This is a genomic window from Neobacillus sp. PS3-12, assembly GCF_030915385.1.
Classification (GTDB): Bacteria; Bacillota; Bacilli; order Bacillales; family Cytobacillaceae; genus JAEVLT01.
This window is the reverse complement of the sequence record NZ_CP133268.1, coordinates 5,529,204-5,548,514: the sequence shown is the minus strand read 5'-3', so window position 1 is coordinate 5,548,514 and position 19,311 is coordinate 5,529,204. Positions and strand designations below refer to the sequence as shown.

The 19,311-nt window shown below is 36.9% G+C and carries 16 protein-coding genes, 2 tRNA genes, 1 other RNA gene and 1 pseudogene; 13 read left to right on the top strand and 7 right to left on the bottom strand.

The features are described 5' to 3' along the window. Positions 1–184 precede the first annotated feature (184 nt). The 4 genes from RCG17_RS27870 (at position 185) to bioB (ending at position 3,430) form a co-directional block, all read left to right on the top strand. The gene (locus RCG17_RS27870) at positions 185–1,693 is read left to right on the top strand and encodes an AAA family ATPase (protein ID WP_308173237.1); all 1,509 of its coding nucleotides are present in this window, start codon (positions 185–187) and stop codon (positions 1,691–1,693) included. Then, entirely contained in the window at positions 1,690–1,830 is a 141-nt protein-coding gene (locus RCG17_RS27865) for a hypothetical protein (RefSeq protein ID WP_308173236.1), read from the top strand. The genes RCG17_RS27870 and RCG17_RS27865 overlap by 4 nt, the downstream gene beginning before the upstream one ends. Positions 1,831–1,994: 164 nt before the next feature. After that, positions 1,995–2,264, top strand: a complete 270-nt coding sequence (locus RCG17_RS27860; protein ID WP_308173235.1) for a hypothetical protein — start codon at positions 1,995–1,997, stop codon at positions 2,262–2,264. Between the two features lie 161 nt (positions 2,265–2,425). After that, positions 2,426–3,430: a biotin synthase BioB gene (gene bioB, locus RCG17_RS27855; RefSeq protein WP_308173234.1), complete on the top strand. Its 1,005-nt coding sequence runs from the start codon at positions 2,426–2,428 to the stop codon at positions 3,428–3,430. Positions 3,431–3,569: 139 nt separating this feature from the next. Here the strand turns inward: bioB and yjcZ are convergent, their stop codons facing one another. From yjcZ to RCG17_RS27835, 4 genes are all read right to left on the bottom strand, one after another. Beyond that, entirely contained in the window at positions 3,570–3,710 is a 141-nt protein-coding gene (yjcZ, locus tag RCG17_RS27850; RefSeq protein WP_308173233.1) for a sporulation protein YjcZ, read from the bottom strand. A gap of 119 nt (positions 3,711–3,829) precedes the next feature. Next, on the bottom strand, positions 3,830–4,291 hold the full coding sequence (locus RCG17_RS27845; protein WP_308173232.1) for an N-acetyltransferase: 462 nt from the start codon (positions 4,289–4,291) through the stop codon (positions 3,830–3,832). 263 nt (positions 4,292–4,554) lie between these two features. Beyond that, positions 4,555–5,784, bottom strand: coding sequence for an NADP-dependent malic enzyme (locus RCG17_RS27840; protein ID WP_308173231.1), 1,230 nt, complete (start codon positions 5,782–5,784; stop codon positions 4,555–4,557). Between the two features lie 71 nt (positions 5,785–5,855). Then, on the bottom strand, positions 5,856–6,014 hold the full coding sequence (locus RCG17_RS27835; protein WP_308173230.1) for a hypothetical protein: 159 nt from the start codon (positions 6,012–6,014) through the stop codon (positions 5,856–5,858). A 306-nt stretch (positions 6,015–6,320) separates the two neighbouring features. Between RCG17_RS27835 and RCG17_RS27830 the strand changes: the two genes are divergently transcribed. Then, a complete protein-coding gene (locus RCG17_RS27830) occupies positions 6,321–6,725 on the top strand; it encodes a hypothetical protein (RefSeq protein ID WP_308173229.1) in 405 nt (134 codons plus the stop codon). Positions 6,726–6,816: 91 nt separating this feature from the next. Here RCG17_RS27830 and RCG17_RS27825 read toward each other — a convergent pair whose 3' ends face one another. After that, complete coding sequence (locus tag RCG17_RS27825; RefSeq protein WP_308173228.1) at positions 6,817–7,383, bottom strand: acyltransferase; 567 nt, start codon at positions 7,381–7,383, stop codon at positions 6,817–6,819. Between the two features lie 712 nt (positions 7,384–8,095). Here RCG17_RS27825 and ffs point away from each other — a divergent pair. From ffs to RCG17_RS28445, 7 genes and pseudogenes are all read left to right on the top strand, one after another. Then, positions 8,096–8,359: signal recognition particle sRNA large type (ffs, locus tag RCG17_RS27820), an RNA gene on the top strand. 20 nt (positions 8,360–8,379) lie between these two features. Continuing rightward, positions 8,380–8,471: transfer RNA gene (locus RCG17_RS27815), tRNA-Ser, on the top strand. Between the two features lie 13 nt (positions 8,472–8,484). Further along, positions 8,485–8,566, top strand: a tRNA-Leu gene (locus RCG17_RS27810). A gap of 510 nt (positions 8,567–9,076) precedes the next feature. Further along, positions 9,077–10,288, top strand: a complete 1,212-nt coding sequence (locus tag RCG17_RS27805; protein WP_308173227.1) for a glycosyltransferase family 2 protein — start codon at positions 9,077–9,079, stop codon at positions 10,286–10,288. A gap of 242 nt (positions 10,289–10,530) precedes the next feature. After that, positions 10,531–11,670, top strand: coding sequence for a DegT/DnrJ/EryC1/StrS family aminotransferase (locus tag RCG17_RS27800; protein WP_308173226.1), 1,140 nt, complete (start codon positions 10,531–10,533; stop codon positions 11,668–11,670). A gap of 27 nt (positions 11,671–11,697) precedes the next feature. Then, positions 11,698–12,786, top strand: coding sequence for a hypothetical protein (locus RCG17_RS27795; RefSeq protein WP_308173225.1), 1,089 nt, complete (start codon positions 11,698–11,700; stop codon positions 12,784–12,786). Positions 12,787–13,162: 376 nt separating this feature from the next. Then, positions 13,163–13,404 (top strand): annotated as a pseudogene (locus RCG17_RS28445) (IS3 family transposase); the annotation flags it as partial. A gap of 26 nt (positions 13,405–13,430) precedes the next feature. Here the strand turns inward: RCG17_RS28445 and RCG17_RS27790 are convergent. Continuing rightward, positions 13,431–13,997, bottom strand: coding sequence for a glycosyltransferase (locus tag RCG17_RS27790; protein ID WP_308173224.1), 567 nt, complete (start codon positions 13,995–13,997; stop codon positions 13,431–13,433). A gap of 675 nt (positions 13,998–14,672) precedes the next feature. On the opposite strand from RCG17_RS27790, the gene RCG17_RS27785 reads away from it, so the two are divergent. Then, positions 14,673–17,609 (top strand): hypothetical protein, encoded by a 2,937-nt coding sequence (locus RCG17_RS27785; protein ID WP_308173223.1) that lies wholly within the window; start codon positions 14,673–14,675, stop codon positions 17,607–17,609. 287 nt (positions 17,610–17,896) lie between these two features. Here the strand turns inward: RCG17_RS27785 and RCG17_RS27780 are convergent, their stop codons facing one another. Continuing rightward, on the bottom strand, positions 17,897–19,195 hold the full coding sequence (locus tag RCG17_RS27780) for a glycosyltransferase (protein WP_308173222.1): 1,299 nt from the start codon (positions 19,193–19,195) through the stop codon (positions 17,897–17,899). Positions 19,196–19,311 lie beyond the last annotated feature (116 nt).

The following is a 19,311-nucleotide window of genomic DNA, read 5'->3' as shown; positions in this document are numbered from 1 at the left end:
ACAACGAATAAAATTTTGAAAAGATGATTCTGAAGGAAGTATCTAGAAAACTTTATTTTTGCTTTATTAAAAAAGCTATATCTTCCTTTATTAAAGTAATTATTATTTTTTGAATCAGCTTTAGATGGAAATAATCTGAGCTGTTTTTTCTTTAAAAGCCAAAATATATAGAGGAAGTGAGGTCATGAGAAAATATCGATGGATTAAATGGCGCACATTCCTGCTTTGGGCAGCCGTACTCGTATTGTTGGCCATCCTTTTATTAGCGGGGGGACCATCAGCATGGGGAGTGGCGATCAGCATCCTTAATATTTTATTACAACTGCTTTTCGCTATGCTGTTTATGATTATCCAATTTGTTGCCTTATTTTGGTTCCTTGCCCGTGGCCGAACATACTGGATTCTACCTGGAGAAACTGGCTCCACATGGGATGATTATCGAGGCAATCCTGAAATCGTTGAAAATGCTAAACGGATCGTTACCTTGTTAAAAGGGGTAAAAGAATTTAAAGAAATGGGTGGGGAAGCGATCCGTGGATTGCTTCTTTGTGGACCTCCCGGAACAGGTAAATCATATCTCGCCCAAGTAATAGCGAACGAAGCACAAGTACCATTTGCGTATGCTTCTGCTCCAAGCTTTCAAAACATGTTTTTTGGAGTGGGTAACCTCAAGGTCATGGGGCTCTATAAGAAAGCACGTAAGTTAGCAAAGATTTATGGAGCCTGCATTATTTTTATTGACGAAATTGATGCAATTGGCATTAGTCGGCAAGCGGGGGGAGGAGCAGGTGGCATGGGGGGGATGCTTGGTATGGGGGGAGCAGGTCTTCTCAATGAACTCTTGCTACAGATGGACCCGCCAAACATCGATAACTCTTGGTTTACAAAGCTTCTCCGTTCCCTGGGATTACGAAAAAAACATGCAGAGCGTCCTGCAGTCTTAACAATTGGAGCGACTAATTTACCAGATGTACTTGATCAAGCCCTGCTTCGTCCTGGCCGTTTTGACCGAAAGCTGTGGGTTGATTCTCCTGACTATGATGGTCGGATTGACGTATTCCAATATTATCTCAAGAAGGTTAAGCTTGATGCTTCATTAACTCCTGAACGTGCTGCCCTTGATACGATTGGATACAGCCCGGCACAAATCAAACATATTGTGAATGAATCAGTCGTAATCGCTCACCAGCGAGGTGCTCAGGTTTCAAGTTATGAAGATTTTCGTGCTGCCATGGAAACCTATGAATGGGGTCTCAAACAGCCTCTTCGTTCAATGAGTGAAGATGAAAAGCGAAATGTAGCTTATCATGAAGCAGGTCATGCAGTAGCACAGTACCTTCTCAAGCCGCATGAGCGAGTTTGGAAAGTAACAATAATTCGTCGTGGCAGTGCCCTTGGTCTTGCTGCCACAAAACCAACGCATGAGCGCTATAATCGAAGTGATAGTGAAATTTTAGCAGAGATTCAAGTTTGTCTTGCAGCCAGAGCGGTGGAAGAAGAGTTCTTAGGTAAGAAATTAAATGGAGTTACCTCCGACCTGCAACAAGCAACGCAGTTAGCCGTGCGTACCTCGGTGCAGTGGGAATGGGTGATGAGCTGTTCAGCTGGCTTGCGATTGGCTCTCAAGCAGATGGCCTCAAGGCCCTCCGAACGAAAATTAATGATTTGCTACAGGAAGAGATGCAAAAAGTGAAGAAGCTGGTTACAGATCATGCTGATTTTGTTCATAACATTGCAACGGAGCTGCTAAAGCGCGGAGATTTATCAGGTGAGGAAATTGAAGAAATCTATAATGAGTTATATGGCCAAAAACAGGATCCTTCAGTGTAATAAACAAATGGAATTAGAATCATCAACAACTGTGAAAAAGTTTCCCAATATAATTTGGGAACTTTTTTTTTATTTCTTTTTGGCCAAGTTATGTAAAATTTGTACCGCTCAAGGATCTCAAAAAGATTATAATAATTCTATTAGTATTTGCAGAGGAGTGTATTATGTCAGAAACACGAAAAAACAAAAAGAAGAAAAAAAAATCTCTTTTTTCGATTAATTTAGATTTCCTTAAGGTTGTTAGACTTGTCTTCCTTATTTTTCTAGCAGTCTGTTTAGTTTATCTCTATTATTTACATACCAAAGGAATCCTGCTTTCAACTATGGACACACTTTGGAAAAAACACCAGAAAATGATCGAGATGATTCTCGGTATCACTGCCTATACAGGATTTGTTTTTTATTTAGGATATCAAAAAGGAAAAAAGGGATGAAGCCTAGTCAATTGATTAGGTTTTTATTTTTATTAATTTGTTGACAAAATAATCTGACAATCTTATCATTTATATGTTAACTAATACTGATCATAAGTTAACATATTATTAATCTATAGTTTATCGTGAATAATGTTATTCAAGCAAATGGAGGGATTCAGATGAATAAGTGGGTCGAACTTGCCAATGGAGTAATCGCAGGTAACCAATTATCAAACGAACAGGCACTCTCGATTTTAGAGTGTCCGGATGAGGATGTATTATTACTTATGCACGCAGCTTTTCAGGTTAGGAAACAATATTTCGGTAAAAAGGTAAAGCTTAATATGATCCTTAATGCTAAATCCGGACTTTGCCCGGAAAATTGCGGTTATTGCTCCCAATCTTCTATTTCTACTGCTCCGATAACTTCTTATAGAATGGTAGATAAGGAAGCGATTCTTGAAGGTGCAAAGCGTGCTTATGACTTACACGTAGGCACATATTGTATTGTGGCAAGCGGTAGGGGGCCTTCAAACAATGAAATTGATCATGTAGTGGAAGCGGTAAGAGAAATAAAAAATTCCTACGGGTTAAAAGTTTGTGCCTGTCTGGGTATTTTAAAACCGGAACAAGCCGAACGGCTTAAAGAAGCAGGGGTAGACCGTTACAACCATAACATCAATACATCAGCAAACAATTATGATCGTATTACCACTTCACATACATATGATGATCGTGTTGGAACTGTTGAAACGGCAAAAGCAGCTGGAATGTCTCCATGTTCAGGAGTGATTATCGGAATGAAAGAAGCAAAGCAGGATGTCGTTGATATGGCCTTTAGTTTAAATACGCTTGGGGCAGAATCCATTCCTGTCAATTTTCTAAATGCAATTGATGGTACGCCGCTTGAAGGGATAAATGAATTAAGCCCGCTTTATTGTTTAAAAGTGTTAGCACTATTCCGTTTTATTAATCCAACAAAGGAAATTCGTATTTCAGGCGGACGGGAAGTAAACCTTCGTTCCTTACAACCTCTAGGATTATATGCAGCAAATTCAATATTTGTTGGCGATTACTTAACTACAATTGGTCAGGAAGAAATAGAAGATTATAAAATGTTACGAGATTTAGGATTTGAAATTGAAACAATCGAAGAAATGAAAGAAAGCTTGGCTACAGAATAATAATGAAAAGGGTGAGAAGGAAGAGCCGCTCAAATCAACTTGAGCGGCTTTTTTATCGAATAAAAAGAAAAACACAAAAATAAATGAACATTTGATTTAAGCAAAAAATTAAGTTATCTCTATAGATCTAAATTTCTTACTAACAAATGACTGCACCAACAATAATTAACAGGATGAACAGAACTACGATTAAAGCGAATCCTCCGAAGCCGAAACCAAAGCCGCCGCCGCCATAACCGCAACCGCATCCACCGTAACCAAAGCCGCCATAACCAAACATAAGCACACCACCTTTTCAATTGGTTGGGATATCATATTCCTTTTTATTGAAAAGGGTTTGGGCATTTGCGGAAAACTTAATAATCATTCCCAGGTTTGTTAATCACCAGGATTAACAATTTAAGACAAAATATTAATTAGCATCGCTGTTTCATCGCAAGAATGTAATTTAGAGCAGTTTAAACAATCTTTCCACATTTTTTGAGGCAAATCATTTTTATTAACCTGCATAAATCCCAACTTTGTAAAAAAATCAATTTGATAGGTGAGCGCTATTAATTTTGCAATCTCTAAAACTTTAGTGTCTTTCATAATTTCTATAACCAGCGCTTTTCCAACACCTTTCCGACTATGATTTGCGTCAACAGCCAGGGAGCGAACTTCTGCTAAATCTCGGTCCAGGATATGAAGACTTGAGATTCCAATGACTACGTCATTTTCTACAGCAACATAAAAGCTTTGCAAATTTTCGTAAATGGAATTGTAGGACCTTGCTAACAATTTACCTTCTTTTGCATAATGTAAGATTAATTGAAAAATGTGTTCTGTATCACTCATGTTAGCTTTTCTAACTTGCATCATTTATCCCTCCAAAAAATTACTCTTTATATGTATCTATAAAAATACTCGATCAAACAGCTCAATTTATAATAGAGAATCATAGTAATAAATATACATGATTGAGAATTAATATTCAATAGTGATACACATAAAATATGCCTAAAAAAAATCCACTTATGCATAAAGCATGAGTGGATTTCCTAAAGATTGGATTTTACAGCGCTAATTTGTAGAATCCAAATAAATGACTCGTTCCCGAGCTCATAAAGGCTGACCAGACCTTTTTAATTTTTGGCTAAAGCCAATAAATGTTCTTTAACCTTATTAGTATTAACGGACCTTTGGGCCACACCGGTTTCCATTGCAGCTTGAGCAACGGCCGCAGCTACATGTGCCGCCACCCTTGGATCAAATGGATCTGGAATAACATAGTCCGGAGTAAGCTCATCATCAGCTATTAATCCGGCAATTGCATAAACGGCTGCTAACTTCATTTCCTCGTTAATTTCCTTTGCGGATACGTCTAAAGCTCCACGAAAAATGCCTGGAAATGCTAATACATTATTGACCTGATTAGGGAAGTCTGAGCGTCCTGTTCCGATTACGAGTGCCCCAGCTTCTTTTGCTTCTTCAGGCATGATTTCTGGAATTGGATTTGCCATTGCAAAAATGATTGCATTAGGATTCATTGTACGAACCATTTCTTTCGTGACAGCACCTGCAGCAGATACACCAACAAAAACATCTGCGCCAACAAGTGCATCTGACAAGGTACCTTGTTTTTGTTCCTTGTTCGTAATTTTAGCCATTTCCTCTTTGAAACGATTCATTCCAATTGGACGGCCTTCATAGATAATTCCTTTTGTATCACATAAAATGACATCCTTAACACCCATATTAAGGAGCAATTTCACAATCGCAACTCCTGCAGCACCCGAACCATTAGCGACAACACGAATCTCTTCAATTTTTTTGTCAACAAGCTTCAAAGCATTAATTAATCCCGCGGCGGTTACAATTGCTGTGCCATGTTGATCATCGTGAAAAACTGGAATATTGCAAATTTTCCTTAGACGCTCCTCGATTTCAAAGCATTGCGGTGCTGCAATATCTTCCAAGTTTATCCCACCAAAAGTAGGTTCCATTAATTTTACCACTTCTACAATCTTGTCCGGATCCGTTGTATCTAGGCAAATAGGGAAGGCATCTACATCAGCAAATGATTTGAATAAAAGGGCTTTTCCCTCCATGACCGGCATCGCAGCTTTTGGACCAATATTCCCAAGGCCAAGAACAGCTGTACCGTCTGAAACAACGGCAACTAAATTCCCCTTCATTGTATAATCATATACCTTGTTTTCATCCTGATAAATATCCATACATGGTTCTGCTACACCTGGTGAATAGGCAAGACTTAAATCTTGTGCATTATTAACTTGAACTTTTGAATGGACTCCTAGCTTCCCACGATTTTCTTTATGCAATTTTAATGCTTCGTTACGTAAGGTTGACAAGCAAATTCTCTCCTTTTGATTGTTTTCTTTTTTGATTAGTTGATTGATGCAGGACCTAAACTTGTAAACTCTTAATAGACAATAGATGCATACCCAGGATCATTAAAGTAAACAATCTCAGAAAGAATCTTACAGCCTTTCATGGTTTTTAAAACCTCTCTTGCTTCTTTCTCTGTGTTGAATTCGAACATGGTCGTCTTTCTTTTGGAATACACGGTGATTACCCACATTTTGAAAAATTTACCTCCATTAATAGTAATATAAGTCCCTTTAATAGATTCCTAAAGGGCTAACAGAAGCTATTATGAACAATTTAAATTAAAAAGAAAAGGGTTTCTACAAAAGAAGTCAAAAAATTCAAATATTTATTTTTTTGAATACGCTTTAATTATGAAGAACACGCTTTAACACAATAAGTTGAGCTGTTTCACGAATTTTGTCGACTTTTTTCATTTTTGGATTTTCTGAGGATATTGTTAGGACTTTTTTTAGACAAAGACATAAAATAAAACATCTTTTATGCTGGAGTGATTGGGATGGTAAGTCCAACAAATTCAAATAATAATAAAGGTAATAATGCAAAAAGTGAAAAGATATTACAGTTGGAAAAGCAGGTATCTCTGGGGCTTTGGATTCAAGTTATTGGGCAAATTATTGAGTTTAAAGGATTGTCAGATCTTCTGCAAATAGAAGATGATACAAATCCGACGGGTGAGAAACAAATTTTAAATGGTGTTTTTATCAGGACAATTGGTCAAATATTAGAAGCTATTTCCGTATCGAATCAAATTCGGGAAACGGATAAAGCACGTCTAATTGAAGAGCAAAAAATAGCTATAGCGGGAGATTCATTGGTTGCAATTGGTTCTGTGTTGGAGGTAATTGGAGGATTGTTGGTGCTTGAAGAGGAGACAGATAATATTTCTTTCCTCGTTCCATAGAGAAAAAAACTATGGATGATTAAAAAGGTGTACTACTTGTCTCTTAGTCTTAATTCCTGAAAATTGAGATGACGGATATTAAATAGCAAATCTAGTTTTTTAACATTTTTTTTTCTAATTGTATTAAGTTTTTCTTTCTTTCTTTTAAAAACTTTACAGGGATACCAGCATAAATTCCCCATTCACCCAAACTTTTATTAACTAATGACATAGCTGCAATAGAGGACCCTTTTCCAATCGTTATGTTTGGAAGTATTGTAGTGCCAGTGCCTACTATAACGTGTTTTCCTAAAGTAACAAGCCCACCAAAAGTTTGACGAAACTCTTCGGGAATCGTGGGGTTGGTTAGGAATTCTCCTGAGTAATCATCTGAATTACTATAGATTACAACACGTGAGGATAATCCGGAAAAGTCCTCTAATTTAATTCCTTCCCCTCCATAGAGGGCACAAAACGATGCAATATGAACACAAGAGCCGATTTGAATTCCTTTTCCACCGCTTAATAAACTAAAATCATCTATCCGAACATTATCCCCTAAAGATATGTTTTTAGAATTGTAAATACTGGTTTTTCTACTTATCAATACATTCTTCCCGATCGTTTTAAATTCCATTTCCTTTAGCTCTTCTGTTGAATAAAATGAAGTTTTTATCATTATTCTTTCCCCCGTTTTGAAAAGTAATAATATAAAGAGGATTGCTATAGGCACAGACATGGTACATTCTATAATTTTAATCTTTACAACAATATATTTCTTTTATTCATTTAAAAAGGTTTTTCGTGTGTACTGTTCCCTTGCACACCGCTTTCAATTTTAATATATGTTTTTTTTTAAAAGAAATGTAAAAAGGTAAAGATAATTAGTAAACCAAAATTAAAATATAGCATCAAAAAATAATTACAGGGTTTATTTTTTTAATTTAAAAATGGAATATTTCAGAAGATTTCTGACTCTTCTAAGGGGGTTAAGGACTAGTTACACAAAAAAACAAACGCCTTTGATTCGTTAGGACATTTGGCTGATTTCCTGGTTATTTTCATCAATCATATTCCTTAAATCTTGGATCATCTGATCAAAGTTTTGATTAACTCGATTCAAAATTTTTCTTGTTTCATAAAGTTAGTTTTATTCTCATTTGTTTTATTTTCCATTTTATTCACCTCCATTAATAGAATGTGTAGAAATAGAAATTATTACGTGGATTAAAGGAACAAAAAGGGGGAAGGAATATTTCCTTTCAATTTCCATTTATTATTGTTTTTTCAGATGTTGACTTCTACGATAGTTAAGTGTAATATTGTCGTTGTCACTAGGGAAAGTATTCAATATATGACTACCTAATCAAGAATTAGTTTACAATTACATACCGTGCTAGATGGGGAGATGGCGGTGCCCTGTAACCTGCAATCCGCCATAGCGGGGTTGAATTCCCTCTGGAGGTATGGTTTTGTAAGGTTTGCCTTGTGCAAGTGGTGTTGACAACTGGGTCCTACGCAACAGAAACCCATGAACTTGGTCAGGTACGGAAGGAAGCAGCCATAAGTGGAACCTTTTGTGTGCCGTAGACAAGCTTGGTCGAGCTAACTGCATGAGTAACACTTATCTGGTCATATCGAGATAGGGTGCACGGTGTTTACTTATATCATAAATGGAGAGCTGTCCGAGTGGTCGAAGGAGCACGATTGGAAATCGTGTAGGCGGTTAACACTGTCTCAAGGGTTCGAATCCCTTGCTCTCCGCCATAAATTTTATATTGCCGATGTGGCGGAATTGGCAGACGCGCACGACTCAAAATCGTGTTCCTTCTGGAGTGTCGGTTCGACCCCGACCATCGGTATCATTCATTATCAGAAAACCTTTATAGTCAATACTTTGAGTTAATCAGAGTATTGGCTTTTTTGTATTTTACCGCACTAAAGTAAAAGTAATTAAAAAGCCGGAAATAGAAAAAACATTAGAATAGTTATTTGATGATTTTCAGCTTGAAAACAAAGTAAAGAACTTATCAGAAATGACAATACGTTTTATGACCAAAACTTAAAATACATTTATCTGCAATCGGCTTAAATTGTTCTATGTGAATGTTCGTCTATGCACATATTTTTTCTTTAATCATACAATGAAAATTAAATTATTATGGAAAATAATACCAATACAAAGGCAGAGGGATTACCAGAACAGTCAATGAATTAAATAAAACAAAAAGCCATTGTGTTTTATGTTTAAAAACTGAATACGTAATCTTAAAATTATAAAGGAAAAAAATAAACAATCTTGCTTCAATTTAGAATGTTTAACATAGAGTAAGGTAAATATTTTTAAATTGTGCATTAAGGAGGATAAACTTTTGCCAAACTTTAGTTTTGTGATGTTATGTTATAACAATTGGAATATGAGCAAGCAAGCTATTTCATCCTTAATTGATTCATTTAATCTTACCCTAATTGAACGTGGAATCGAAATTATTGTTGTGAACAATGGATCGACAGATGAAACTGCTTTAGGTCTTTTAAATTTACAAAGAAAATATAAAGAACAAGTTCAAATAAAAATTGTTCAAAATGATGAAAACTTAGGATATCCAGTTGGAATTAATTGTGGATTAGAGCAATGTAATGGAGAAATTATAACTATTTTAAACAATGACTTGATATTCCCTTTGAATTGGTTTGATGGTTTAGTAAAAATCATAGAACAGGACCCCACCATTGGTGCAGTTGCCCCATACCTCTCGTACGCATCAGGTGCTCAACATGTAGGGGTTAACTTTAACTCTATAGAAGGAATGCAAGGTTTTGCCAAAACGTTTATGGAAAACAATAAAGAAAAAATTGTTTTCCTAGATAGAGTGATTGGTGCTTGTATGGTAATAAAAAGAAGTGTATTAGAATTAATTGGCGGTAATGACTTTTGGTTTGGAGTTGGAAATTATGATGATGACGATTTCTCCATACGGTTACAGATCGCAGGTTTTAAAATTGCAATTGTAGGCAGTTCATTTGTACATCATATAGGGAGTGTATCGTTTAAAAAAGATGTATCTCTGTTTAGGTCTGCCATGACAACCAATAGGCAAAAATTCATAAAAAAATGGAATGTTGACACACTGGATCATCATGGAAAAGAAAAAATTTTTTTAAATACGTCTTATCAAAAGGAAAAACACTTTTGTCCGATAAAAATTGAACAATATAGAGTCCCAATAAAAAAAGATGAAAACAATGTCGATAAGTTGAAGGTTTTTTTTGTTGCTGATTGGTTAAATCCACAATCCGAATGGAAGATAAGATTAAGTGAGCTAATATCATATGATTTAGATAATAGCAAATTATTTTTTTGGGCCCCTTCTCACTATTATGAAACTGAAACAATTCATAAAGAAATAAAAGAAATCGTTTCAAACAAAAAAATTGATTTAGACTTCCTTGATAATAATATTTACCAAATCAATTTGTTAAGATTTTTATCTGAATTTGATATATTTATCAAGGTTCAAGAAGATTTTATTAACAAAAACCTTCAGAACTTAGCACAACATTCCTCTTTAAATTTAATTTAACCAAACAAATCCTGAATTTTTAAAAATAATAATTAAGAAATTTCAAGCCCCGATAAAAAAAGATATAACTAATTCTGAAAAATAAAATTTTTTTGTTGATTGGTCAAGTTAGTCTACCTCCAAGTTAAAATTCTTGTAAAAATATCCCGAATAATTGATTTGTAATGTTTAAGTACTTGCAAAAGAAAAAACTTACCTTTTACTACAATTTATTGGGCTCTATGAAGGGAGAAAACCAATATATGAAAAATACAATTGTGGAATTTGATGAACCAATTTTTGTAACAAGACCTCTGATGCCAGAGCTGAATGAGGTAGTTGAAAAATTAAAAGAAGTTTGGGATGCAAAATGGCTTACGAATAATGGAAAGCAACATCAATCACTTGAAGATAAATTAATGGATTACTTGAAAGTTCCTTCGCTTTCTTTATTTAATAATGGTACGATTGCTCTTATTATAGCCTGTCAGAGTCTCCGTATCTCAGGGGAGGTAATTACCACTCCCTTTACATTTGCTGCTACACCTCATATTTTGGCCTGGAACGATATAAATCCTATTTTTTGTGATATTGATCCACTTACGATGAATATAGATCCCGATAAAATTGAATCTATGATAACACCTAAAACAACTGCCATTTTGGGCGTTCATGTTTTTGGTACACCCTGTGATGTTTTTAAGATTCAAGAAATTGCAAATCAATATGGGTTGAAGGTCATTTATGATGCCGCTCACGCCTTTGGCGTAGAAGTTGATGGAAAGGGAATTGGAAATTTTGGTGATATCACGATGTTTAGCTTTCATGCAACCAAGTTGTTTCATACTGCAGAAGGCGGAGCCTTAACATATGGTGATAAACATTTAAAGAATAGAATCGATTTATTAAAGAATTTCGGAATAAAAAATGAAAATGAGGTTGTTATGCCTGGGATCAATGGGAAAATGAATGAAATGCAGGCTTCATTAGGATTAGTCGTACTCGATTTGGTAGAGGAGGAGAGAATTAAAAGAGAGAAGATTCGATGCTTATATAGGGAACTCTTAAGTGAAATTGAAGGGATAAGCTTTGTCCCAGAGTTAGAGGGGGTTAAAAGTAGTTTGCAGTATTTCCCCATACGAATCAATGAAAATAAGTTTGGCAAGTCTAGAGATTTCGTCTATGAAGAACTAAAAAAATACAATATTTTTACACGCAAATATTTCTATCCGTTATGTAGTGATTATCCCTGTTACAGTCAGCTCCCATCAGCATCTTCCTATAACTTACCAAACTCCCATCAAGTTGTGAAAGAAATTTTGACACTTCCTTTTTTTGGAGACCTAGACCTTGATAAGGTGGAATCCATCTGTGAAATTCTGAAAGTGATAAAGATAAGATGATTTAAAGTACTTTTTAGGAGGAAAAAAATGGAGAGAGACATTAATCATTCAAAAGGATCATCCGAAGGGGCACTTTCCAAATCAGACGTTGCTTTAGATACTTTAATGAAAAATTTTTCACAAAAAGAGGAAAACATCATTGTTTTTTTTGTGCCCAGTATGGATATGATAAATGGTGGCGTTCTTTCAATTTTCTCTCTGTATGAAGAATCAAGGAGACTTACCCGTGTTCATGGCTGTAAAGTCCTAATGTGTACAATGCCAACAGAGCCCATTATTTTAAAATATACCCGATTCAAAAATGAGGTACCAATATATCCATTTGAGATTATACCTAACTATTTCTTAAAATTAGAAAAATGTATTTTGCATATTCCTGAATGTTTTACTCAGAATTTTATAAAATATATGGATCAAGGATATATGGATTACCTAACAAATATTTCAGACTTGCAAATCAATATCCTCAATCAGAATATTTTATTAATGCCAGGTGAAGATGTAATTAACCAGTTAAGGAAATTAACAATGAATATCACCTGTACTACTGCACATGAAAGATATACTAACAAAGAATACAAAGAGTCTCTGGGAATCCCCTTGCACAAATTCTCTACCTTTGTCAGTCCGGAACAATATAAATATATAGATTTTATGAACAAGGAAGATTTATTAATAGTTTCATCCGATTGGCATCCTTTAAGGACTACTATTATTAACACAATCAAGCAAGCATTTCCTGCAATGAATGTCTTCATTGTTCAAAATATTACTTTTGAAGAATACAAGGAGCTAATATCGAGAGCTAAATGGGCGTTAACATTTGGAGAGGGATTGGATGGATATTTTATTGAAACGGTTTTTAGCGGTGGAATCAGCTTTGCCGTTTATAATGAGGTATTTTTCACTCCTGATTTTAAAGATCTAAAGACTGTCTACTCTGACTATCAATATCTGATTAATCAAATTTGCCATGATTTAAAGGCATTAGACAATAAAGATAACTTTAAACAATATCAAGAGGAACAATTATCCCTTTTACAAAAGTATTATGATTATAAAGAATACGTTAAAAATATTGAAAGCTTCTATAAGAAAGATTATACATTTAAATGAAACACTAGATAATTTTTATGAATTAACTGAAGTGATCTTAAAATTATTTAAATAAACATTGCAAAGAGGATTGTGTTTCGAAAATTTAGAGCTATTAATTAGAATTGGACCACAATGTTCATTGATTAATTATTATTGGGTTTTTAACACCTATTGAATACAAAAAGAACATCTTAAAAAATTTATTCCTTGCGTTTTTAAACCAAAATAAAAAACTCCTCAAATATGGAACTGCCCCCCCAATTGTTAGACACACATTCTGACAATGAGGGGTGCAGTTTTTTTATTGAACTAAGGGCAGAATTTCCTTAATCGCTGGATTTTTTATGATTAAGTTTATGCCTTCGATTCTTTAACTCATCCCTAATACGACGGTATCTATGCTGATCAAGTCTGGCATTACCGAATGGATAAGTACCAACAAGCATAAAAAAACTTAACATCACGCAGAGTATGTCTCGTAAAGGAATTTTAGTATACACAGGAATTTGATTGTGTTGAACATTTTAAACAAGAATTGACGAAGTACATAGATTACCATAATAAAAAAGCATTAAGGCCAAATTAAAAGGCATGAGTCCAGTACAATACCGAAATCATGCCCTAGAAACTGCCTAAGATTCCAATTGCATTCCATCTTTATTTCACGTATACCAATTCATGGGCTTTTGAACAAAATCGTAATAATATAAGGTAGAAGGCACCCTTACCTGTTTTACAATATCTTTGGAGATCCTAGATGCCCACTCGTCGTCTTCATGATAACTTTGATGCAGAAATTTATGTTGAATAGCTAATCTTCTTGCATAACACATAAGATGGTTGGGCTTCCTATAGTAGAAGTTGGAATCAGAACTGTAAATATATTCTTTGCCATATTTACATATTTTAGGTTCCCCTCCATTAATTGTAACTGATACATCAAAGACAATGCAATCCACACCTGGATTTGCATCAATTGTGGAACATAGAGTGTTAATATAGTTAGTTTCTACTCTATCATCATCGTCTACAAAAACTACATATTCTCCCTGAGATTGTTCAATAAGATTATTTCTTTTCTCTCCAATGGTCCTTTTTTTATTCTCTAGTAATACTAATATTTCCACTGAATTATTTTTTGATTGCTGATGCAAATCCTCTACGATTCTCTGTAAATGAGCCAATCGTTCTGGTACAGAAGGAATGAGAATAGATAATTTAATACTCAAGGCATGACCCTCTTTCATAAGGGAATTTTAATTCATAACATGATTTAAAAAATTCCATACTATTTACAGTATTCATGAGGCTTAAAATAGGTGCTTTAATTCAGGAAAAAGATTCATAAAAAACTTGGCAAAAAAGAAAGACCTATTAATGATCTTTAACTATGAATAGTTATTATACCCCCTAATTGAGCAATTGTTATTAGTTTTATAGAACTAATAACAATTACTGAACCCTCGTTATTTCACTTGGCTATACCAGCGTTTTGTCTACCAAAGGTCTCCAAAATGTCATTTAGCTTTTTCAGAAAATTCACAGGTCACTATTTGCATTATCCACATTAATTATCCACATCAAAATATGAAAAAACTCAAAATCGATGATTTGTTAATGATCAACTAAAGCAGGGACGTTTTTGGAATAAATGTTAATTTGTAAAAAGGGCTTAAAAAGTATATTACCTTCCCGAACCATTAAGGAAAAAAACCATAGTATTTAATGTATGTAAACAAAAGTGGAAAATCTTTATTGATCTTTTCCAAATATAGCAAAGAAACTTAACTATTAAATTTATCCTACGGCTAAATAAATGGTTAAGTAATAAGTCGATAGAGAAAGGCGGAAAATCATGCATGACTTTATGCTCTAATAATCCACCACCTGCAAGTGGCAATCCTATGGTTTCTGGGACTATGATGGTAACTGTTAATCCTAATGGTACAGCAACAATTACAGTGTGTAATAATCCCAGTACTACCACATCAAGAATTGGAATGATATGTTTTGATATAAGAAATAAACCAGCGGGTAGGACATTTTCACTTGTAGCTTTTGATACAGATGCGAGTAGACCAGCGTGTGCTGTTAATTTAACCCCCCCAATTCAATTAGGTGGCGGTAATTGTGGTTGTGGTGGTACTTCGTTTGATGTACAAATTAATCTTAACCCAATTTCCGTACCCCCGGGTTGCACGAATGGGGTCACAACAGGTACTTGCGGCACTTTTATAATAAGCTCTAATACTGCTTTTACTGAAGATGACTTTTTTCAAGAAGCAACAGGACTTCACTTCCAAGACGTTGGAGGGACGAGTAACAGCCAGTGTAACCAAGGAGAGTTTGACTGTTGTCCAGGGGTAACTGATACATTCACAAGAACCTCAACAGCTACATCTTCTTCGACCGAGACTGAAACCGAAACCATTACAGAAACGGAGACTGAGACTGCCACAGAAACGGAGACCGAAACTGTCACAGAAACGGAGACCGAAACCGTCACAGAGACGGAGACCGAGACTGTTACGGAAACGGAGACCGAAACTGTCACAGAGACTGAAACCGAAACCGTCACAGAGACGGAGACGGAAACCGAGACTGTCACAGAAACGGAGACCGAGACTGTCACGGAAACCGAAACCGTCACAGAGACTGTCACAGAAACGGAAACCGAGACTGTCACAGAAACGGAAACCGAGACTGTCACAGAAACGGAGACCGAGACTGTCACCGAGACGGAAACCGAGACTGTCACAGAAACGGAGACCGAGACTGTCACAGAAACGGAGACCGAGACTGTCACAGAGACGGAAACCGAGACTGTCACAGAAACGGAAACCGAGACTGTTACGGAAACGGAGACCGAAACTGTCACGGAGACGGAGACCGAGACTGTCACAGAAACGGAAACCGAAACTGTCACGGAGACGGAAACCGAGACTGTCACAGAAACGGAGACCGAGACTGTCACAGAAACGGAGACCGAGACTGTCACAGAAACGGAGACCGAGACTGTCACAGAGACGGAAACCGAAACCGTCACAGAGACGGAGACCGAGACTGTTACGGAAACGGAAACCGAGACTGTCACCGAGACGGAAACCGAGACTGTCACAGAAACGGAGACCGAGACTGTCACAGAGACGGAAACCGAGACTGTCACAGAAACGGAAACCGAGACTGTTACGGAAACGGAGACCGAAACTGTCACAGAGACGGAGTCCGAGACTGTTACGGAAACGGAAACCGAAACTGTCACGGAGACGGAAACCGAGACTGTCACAGAAACGGAGACCGAGACTGTCACCGAGACGGAAACCGAGACTGTCACAGAGACGGAGACCGAAACTGTCACGGAGACGGAAACCGAGACTGTCACAGAAACGGAAACCGAGACTGTCACAGAAACGGAAACCGAGACTGTTACGGAAACGGAGACCGAAACTGTCACCGAGACGGAGACCGAGACTGTTACGGAAACGGAAACCGAAACTGTCACGGAGACGGAAACGGAGACTGTCACAGAAACGGAGACCGAGACTGTCACCGAGACGGAGACCGAGACTGTCACAGAAACGGAGACCGAGACTGTCACAGAAACGGAGACCGAGACTGTCACAGAGACGGAAACCGTCACAGAAACGGAGACCGAGACTGTCACAGAAACGGAGACCGAGACTGTCACAGAGACGGAAACCGAGACTGTCACAGAGACGGAAACCGAGACTGTCACAGAAACGGAGACCGAGACTGTTACGGAAACGGAGACCGAAACTGTCACAGAGACGGAAACCGAGACTGTCACAGAGACGGAAACCGAGACTGTCACAGAAACGGAGACCGAGACTGTCACAGAGACGGAAACCGAGACTGTCACAGAGACGGAAACCGAGACTGTCACAGAAACGGAGACCGAGACTGTTACGGAAACGGAGACCGAAACTGTCACAGAGACGGAAACCGAGACTGTCACCGAGACGGAAACTGAGACCGTCACAGAAACGGAGACCGAAACTGTCACAGAGACGGAAACCGAGACTGTCACGGAAACCGAAACCGTCACAGAGACGGAGACCGAAACTGTCACAGAAACGGAGACCGAGACTGTCACAGAAACGGAGACCGAGACTGTCACAGAGACGGAAACCGAAACCGTCACAGAAACGGAGACCGAGACTGTTACGGAAACGGAGACCGAAACTGTCACCGAGACGGAAACCGAGACTGTCACAGAAACGGAGACCGAGACTGTTACGGAAACGGAGACCGAAACTGTCACAGAGACGGAGACCGAAACCGTCACGGAGACGGAAACCGAAACCGTCACAGAAACGGAGACTGTCACTAAGACAGAAACTATCACGGAGACGGAAACAGAAACGGAGACTGTCACTAAAACCGAAACTATTACTGAAACCGAAACGGAAACTGTCACTAAGACTGAAACTATTACTGAGACCGAAACAGAAACCGAAACAGCATCTGTAACCTTAACTGAAACAATTACAGAATCAAACACCGGCAGTAATACAATAACTATAACAGTAACGATAACACATTGTCCTCCTCCGCCAAAGCCACCTAAGCCACCAAAAAGATCGAGCAGCTCAAGAAGATCAAGCAGTTCGAGCAGTTCGAGCAGTTCAAGAAGATCAAGAAGATCAAGCAGTTCGAGCAGTTCAAGAAGATCAAGAAGATCAAGCAGTTCGAGCAGTTCAAGCGAATCAGGAAGAATAAGAAGACCTAGAAGACCAGAAAGACCAAAAAAACCAGGAAGATCAAGTAGTTCAAGTGAATCAGGAAGACGAAGAAGACAAGGAAGACGGGGAAGACGTTAATAAACACTTCAAAATTTCAATATTTTAGTGATCTATTCAAATAAATAGGTGAAGGCTGACTTAAAAGGATGTTGAATGATATATCTTTTTGGTCGGCTTTTTTTTGGTATTTTCTAGATCTACTTTGAAAAAATAAGCTTTATCTGTATAAATTTTGGAAGATGAATTCGTATTTTTTTAGTTGTAGTAAAAACAAAAAAAGACCCCCTATCTGCGGCCTTTGAGTTTATTATTGGTGAAATGGGGAGCGCCCCTTTTTTTGTTATTAAAGTTAATTTTAAAAGATGCTAATCAGTTAAGGTTCTCATAATGGGTTCTAATTGATTTTTCCAAATCCATTGTGGTGAGTATCTCTTCTTTGCCATTTTTTTTGCATGTAGGATCTGATTGCTGTCCATTAATTTTACAATGTTTTTTGCATGGTCAGTAAGATAAGCTTCTTCAGAAGGCAGATATGTCTCACGGGTGTTAAATCCGAAGTTTTTTGCATCCCATTTCATAAAATATGCATTCAAATTACTTCCGAGTTCCTTTAACGCAGGTACCTGTTCATTTAGGACAAGGAAATTTCCTTTGCTTGCAGCTTCCAGTACGGTTAAACCAAAAGATTCCGAATACGAGGGACAAATAAATAAGTTTGAAAGTGAGAATAACTCTAATACACCTTTTCTCGGAAACCCTTGTAGAGATTCCTTTATATCCGACGTAAACAGTAAATCATCGTTTCTTAAACCAAAACTCATACCAGTGGAGCGAACAAAGTTTTTATAGGTTTCCGGTGTAACATCTAAATTTGGGAAAGCATCACAGAATACTACCTTGATATCCTTGTCATGGTTTTTTTTAATTGCTCCGCATAAAGCAGCTACTTTATCAAATTTTTTTGATCCCGTCAAACGGCCTGGATAGACAACTAAAATGTCCGGAGTCAGGAGATCAATATGTTTGGCTAGGAGTCTTACTTCATCTGATGCAAAACTCAATAAGTCAAGGCTGTTACTAACCACTTTGCATCGATCCTCCGGAACATTGTATTGCTTGGCTAAAGCTGGGATTCCTGATTGTGTAGGGTAGATATACAACGTATTTGGCATTGGTGTATAACGAGCTGAAAAGGGCCATTTAGGGTTAGAAGGTTGAGTTGCCGGTGCAGAGTGGGTAAAGGCAAGGAATTTAAGATTTGGTAAACGGTCCTGAACTTTTCTTATGGCAATGTTATGGTGCAAATGCCAGCCTTGATAATGAATATCATGCATGAAACAGAGATCAATATCTTTTAATTTTATTAATAAATCCTCAGCAATCGCATCAACCTCCTCAAAGAATGTTTCATGCACCTCGCCTTCAGGCTGGGTATAGTTTTTCCAATGCATTTGGTTGCCGTTTAAACGATTACACACTTTTACCCATTTAATTCGCTTATCTAAAAAAATTCCATACAGTTTATTTAATGGACAAATATCACTTACTAATATTCTTGTTTCAATATTTGCATCAAGAAGCATTCGAACTTGTTCTGCTACTACATTGACCAAGGAGTACGAACTATCTAGGCCATTAAACATTGTCAGAATTGCAACCTTCATCAAACTAGCCCCCTATTCAAAATAGTTAAATGAATGACTTTTTTATTCTATTTTATTCTATGGTTAACTGATAAAAATTTGTGGAACAAAATACTACAACATAAGTAGCAATATTC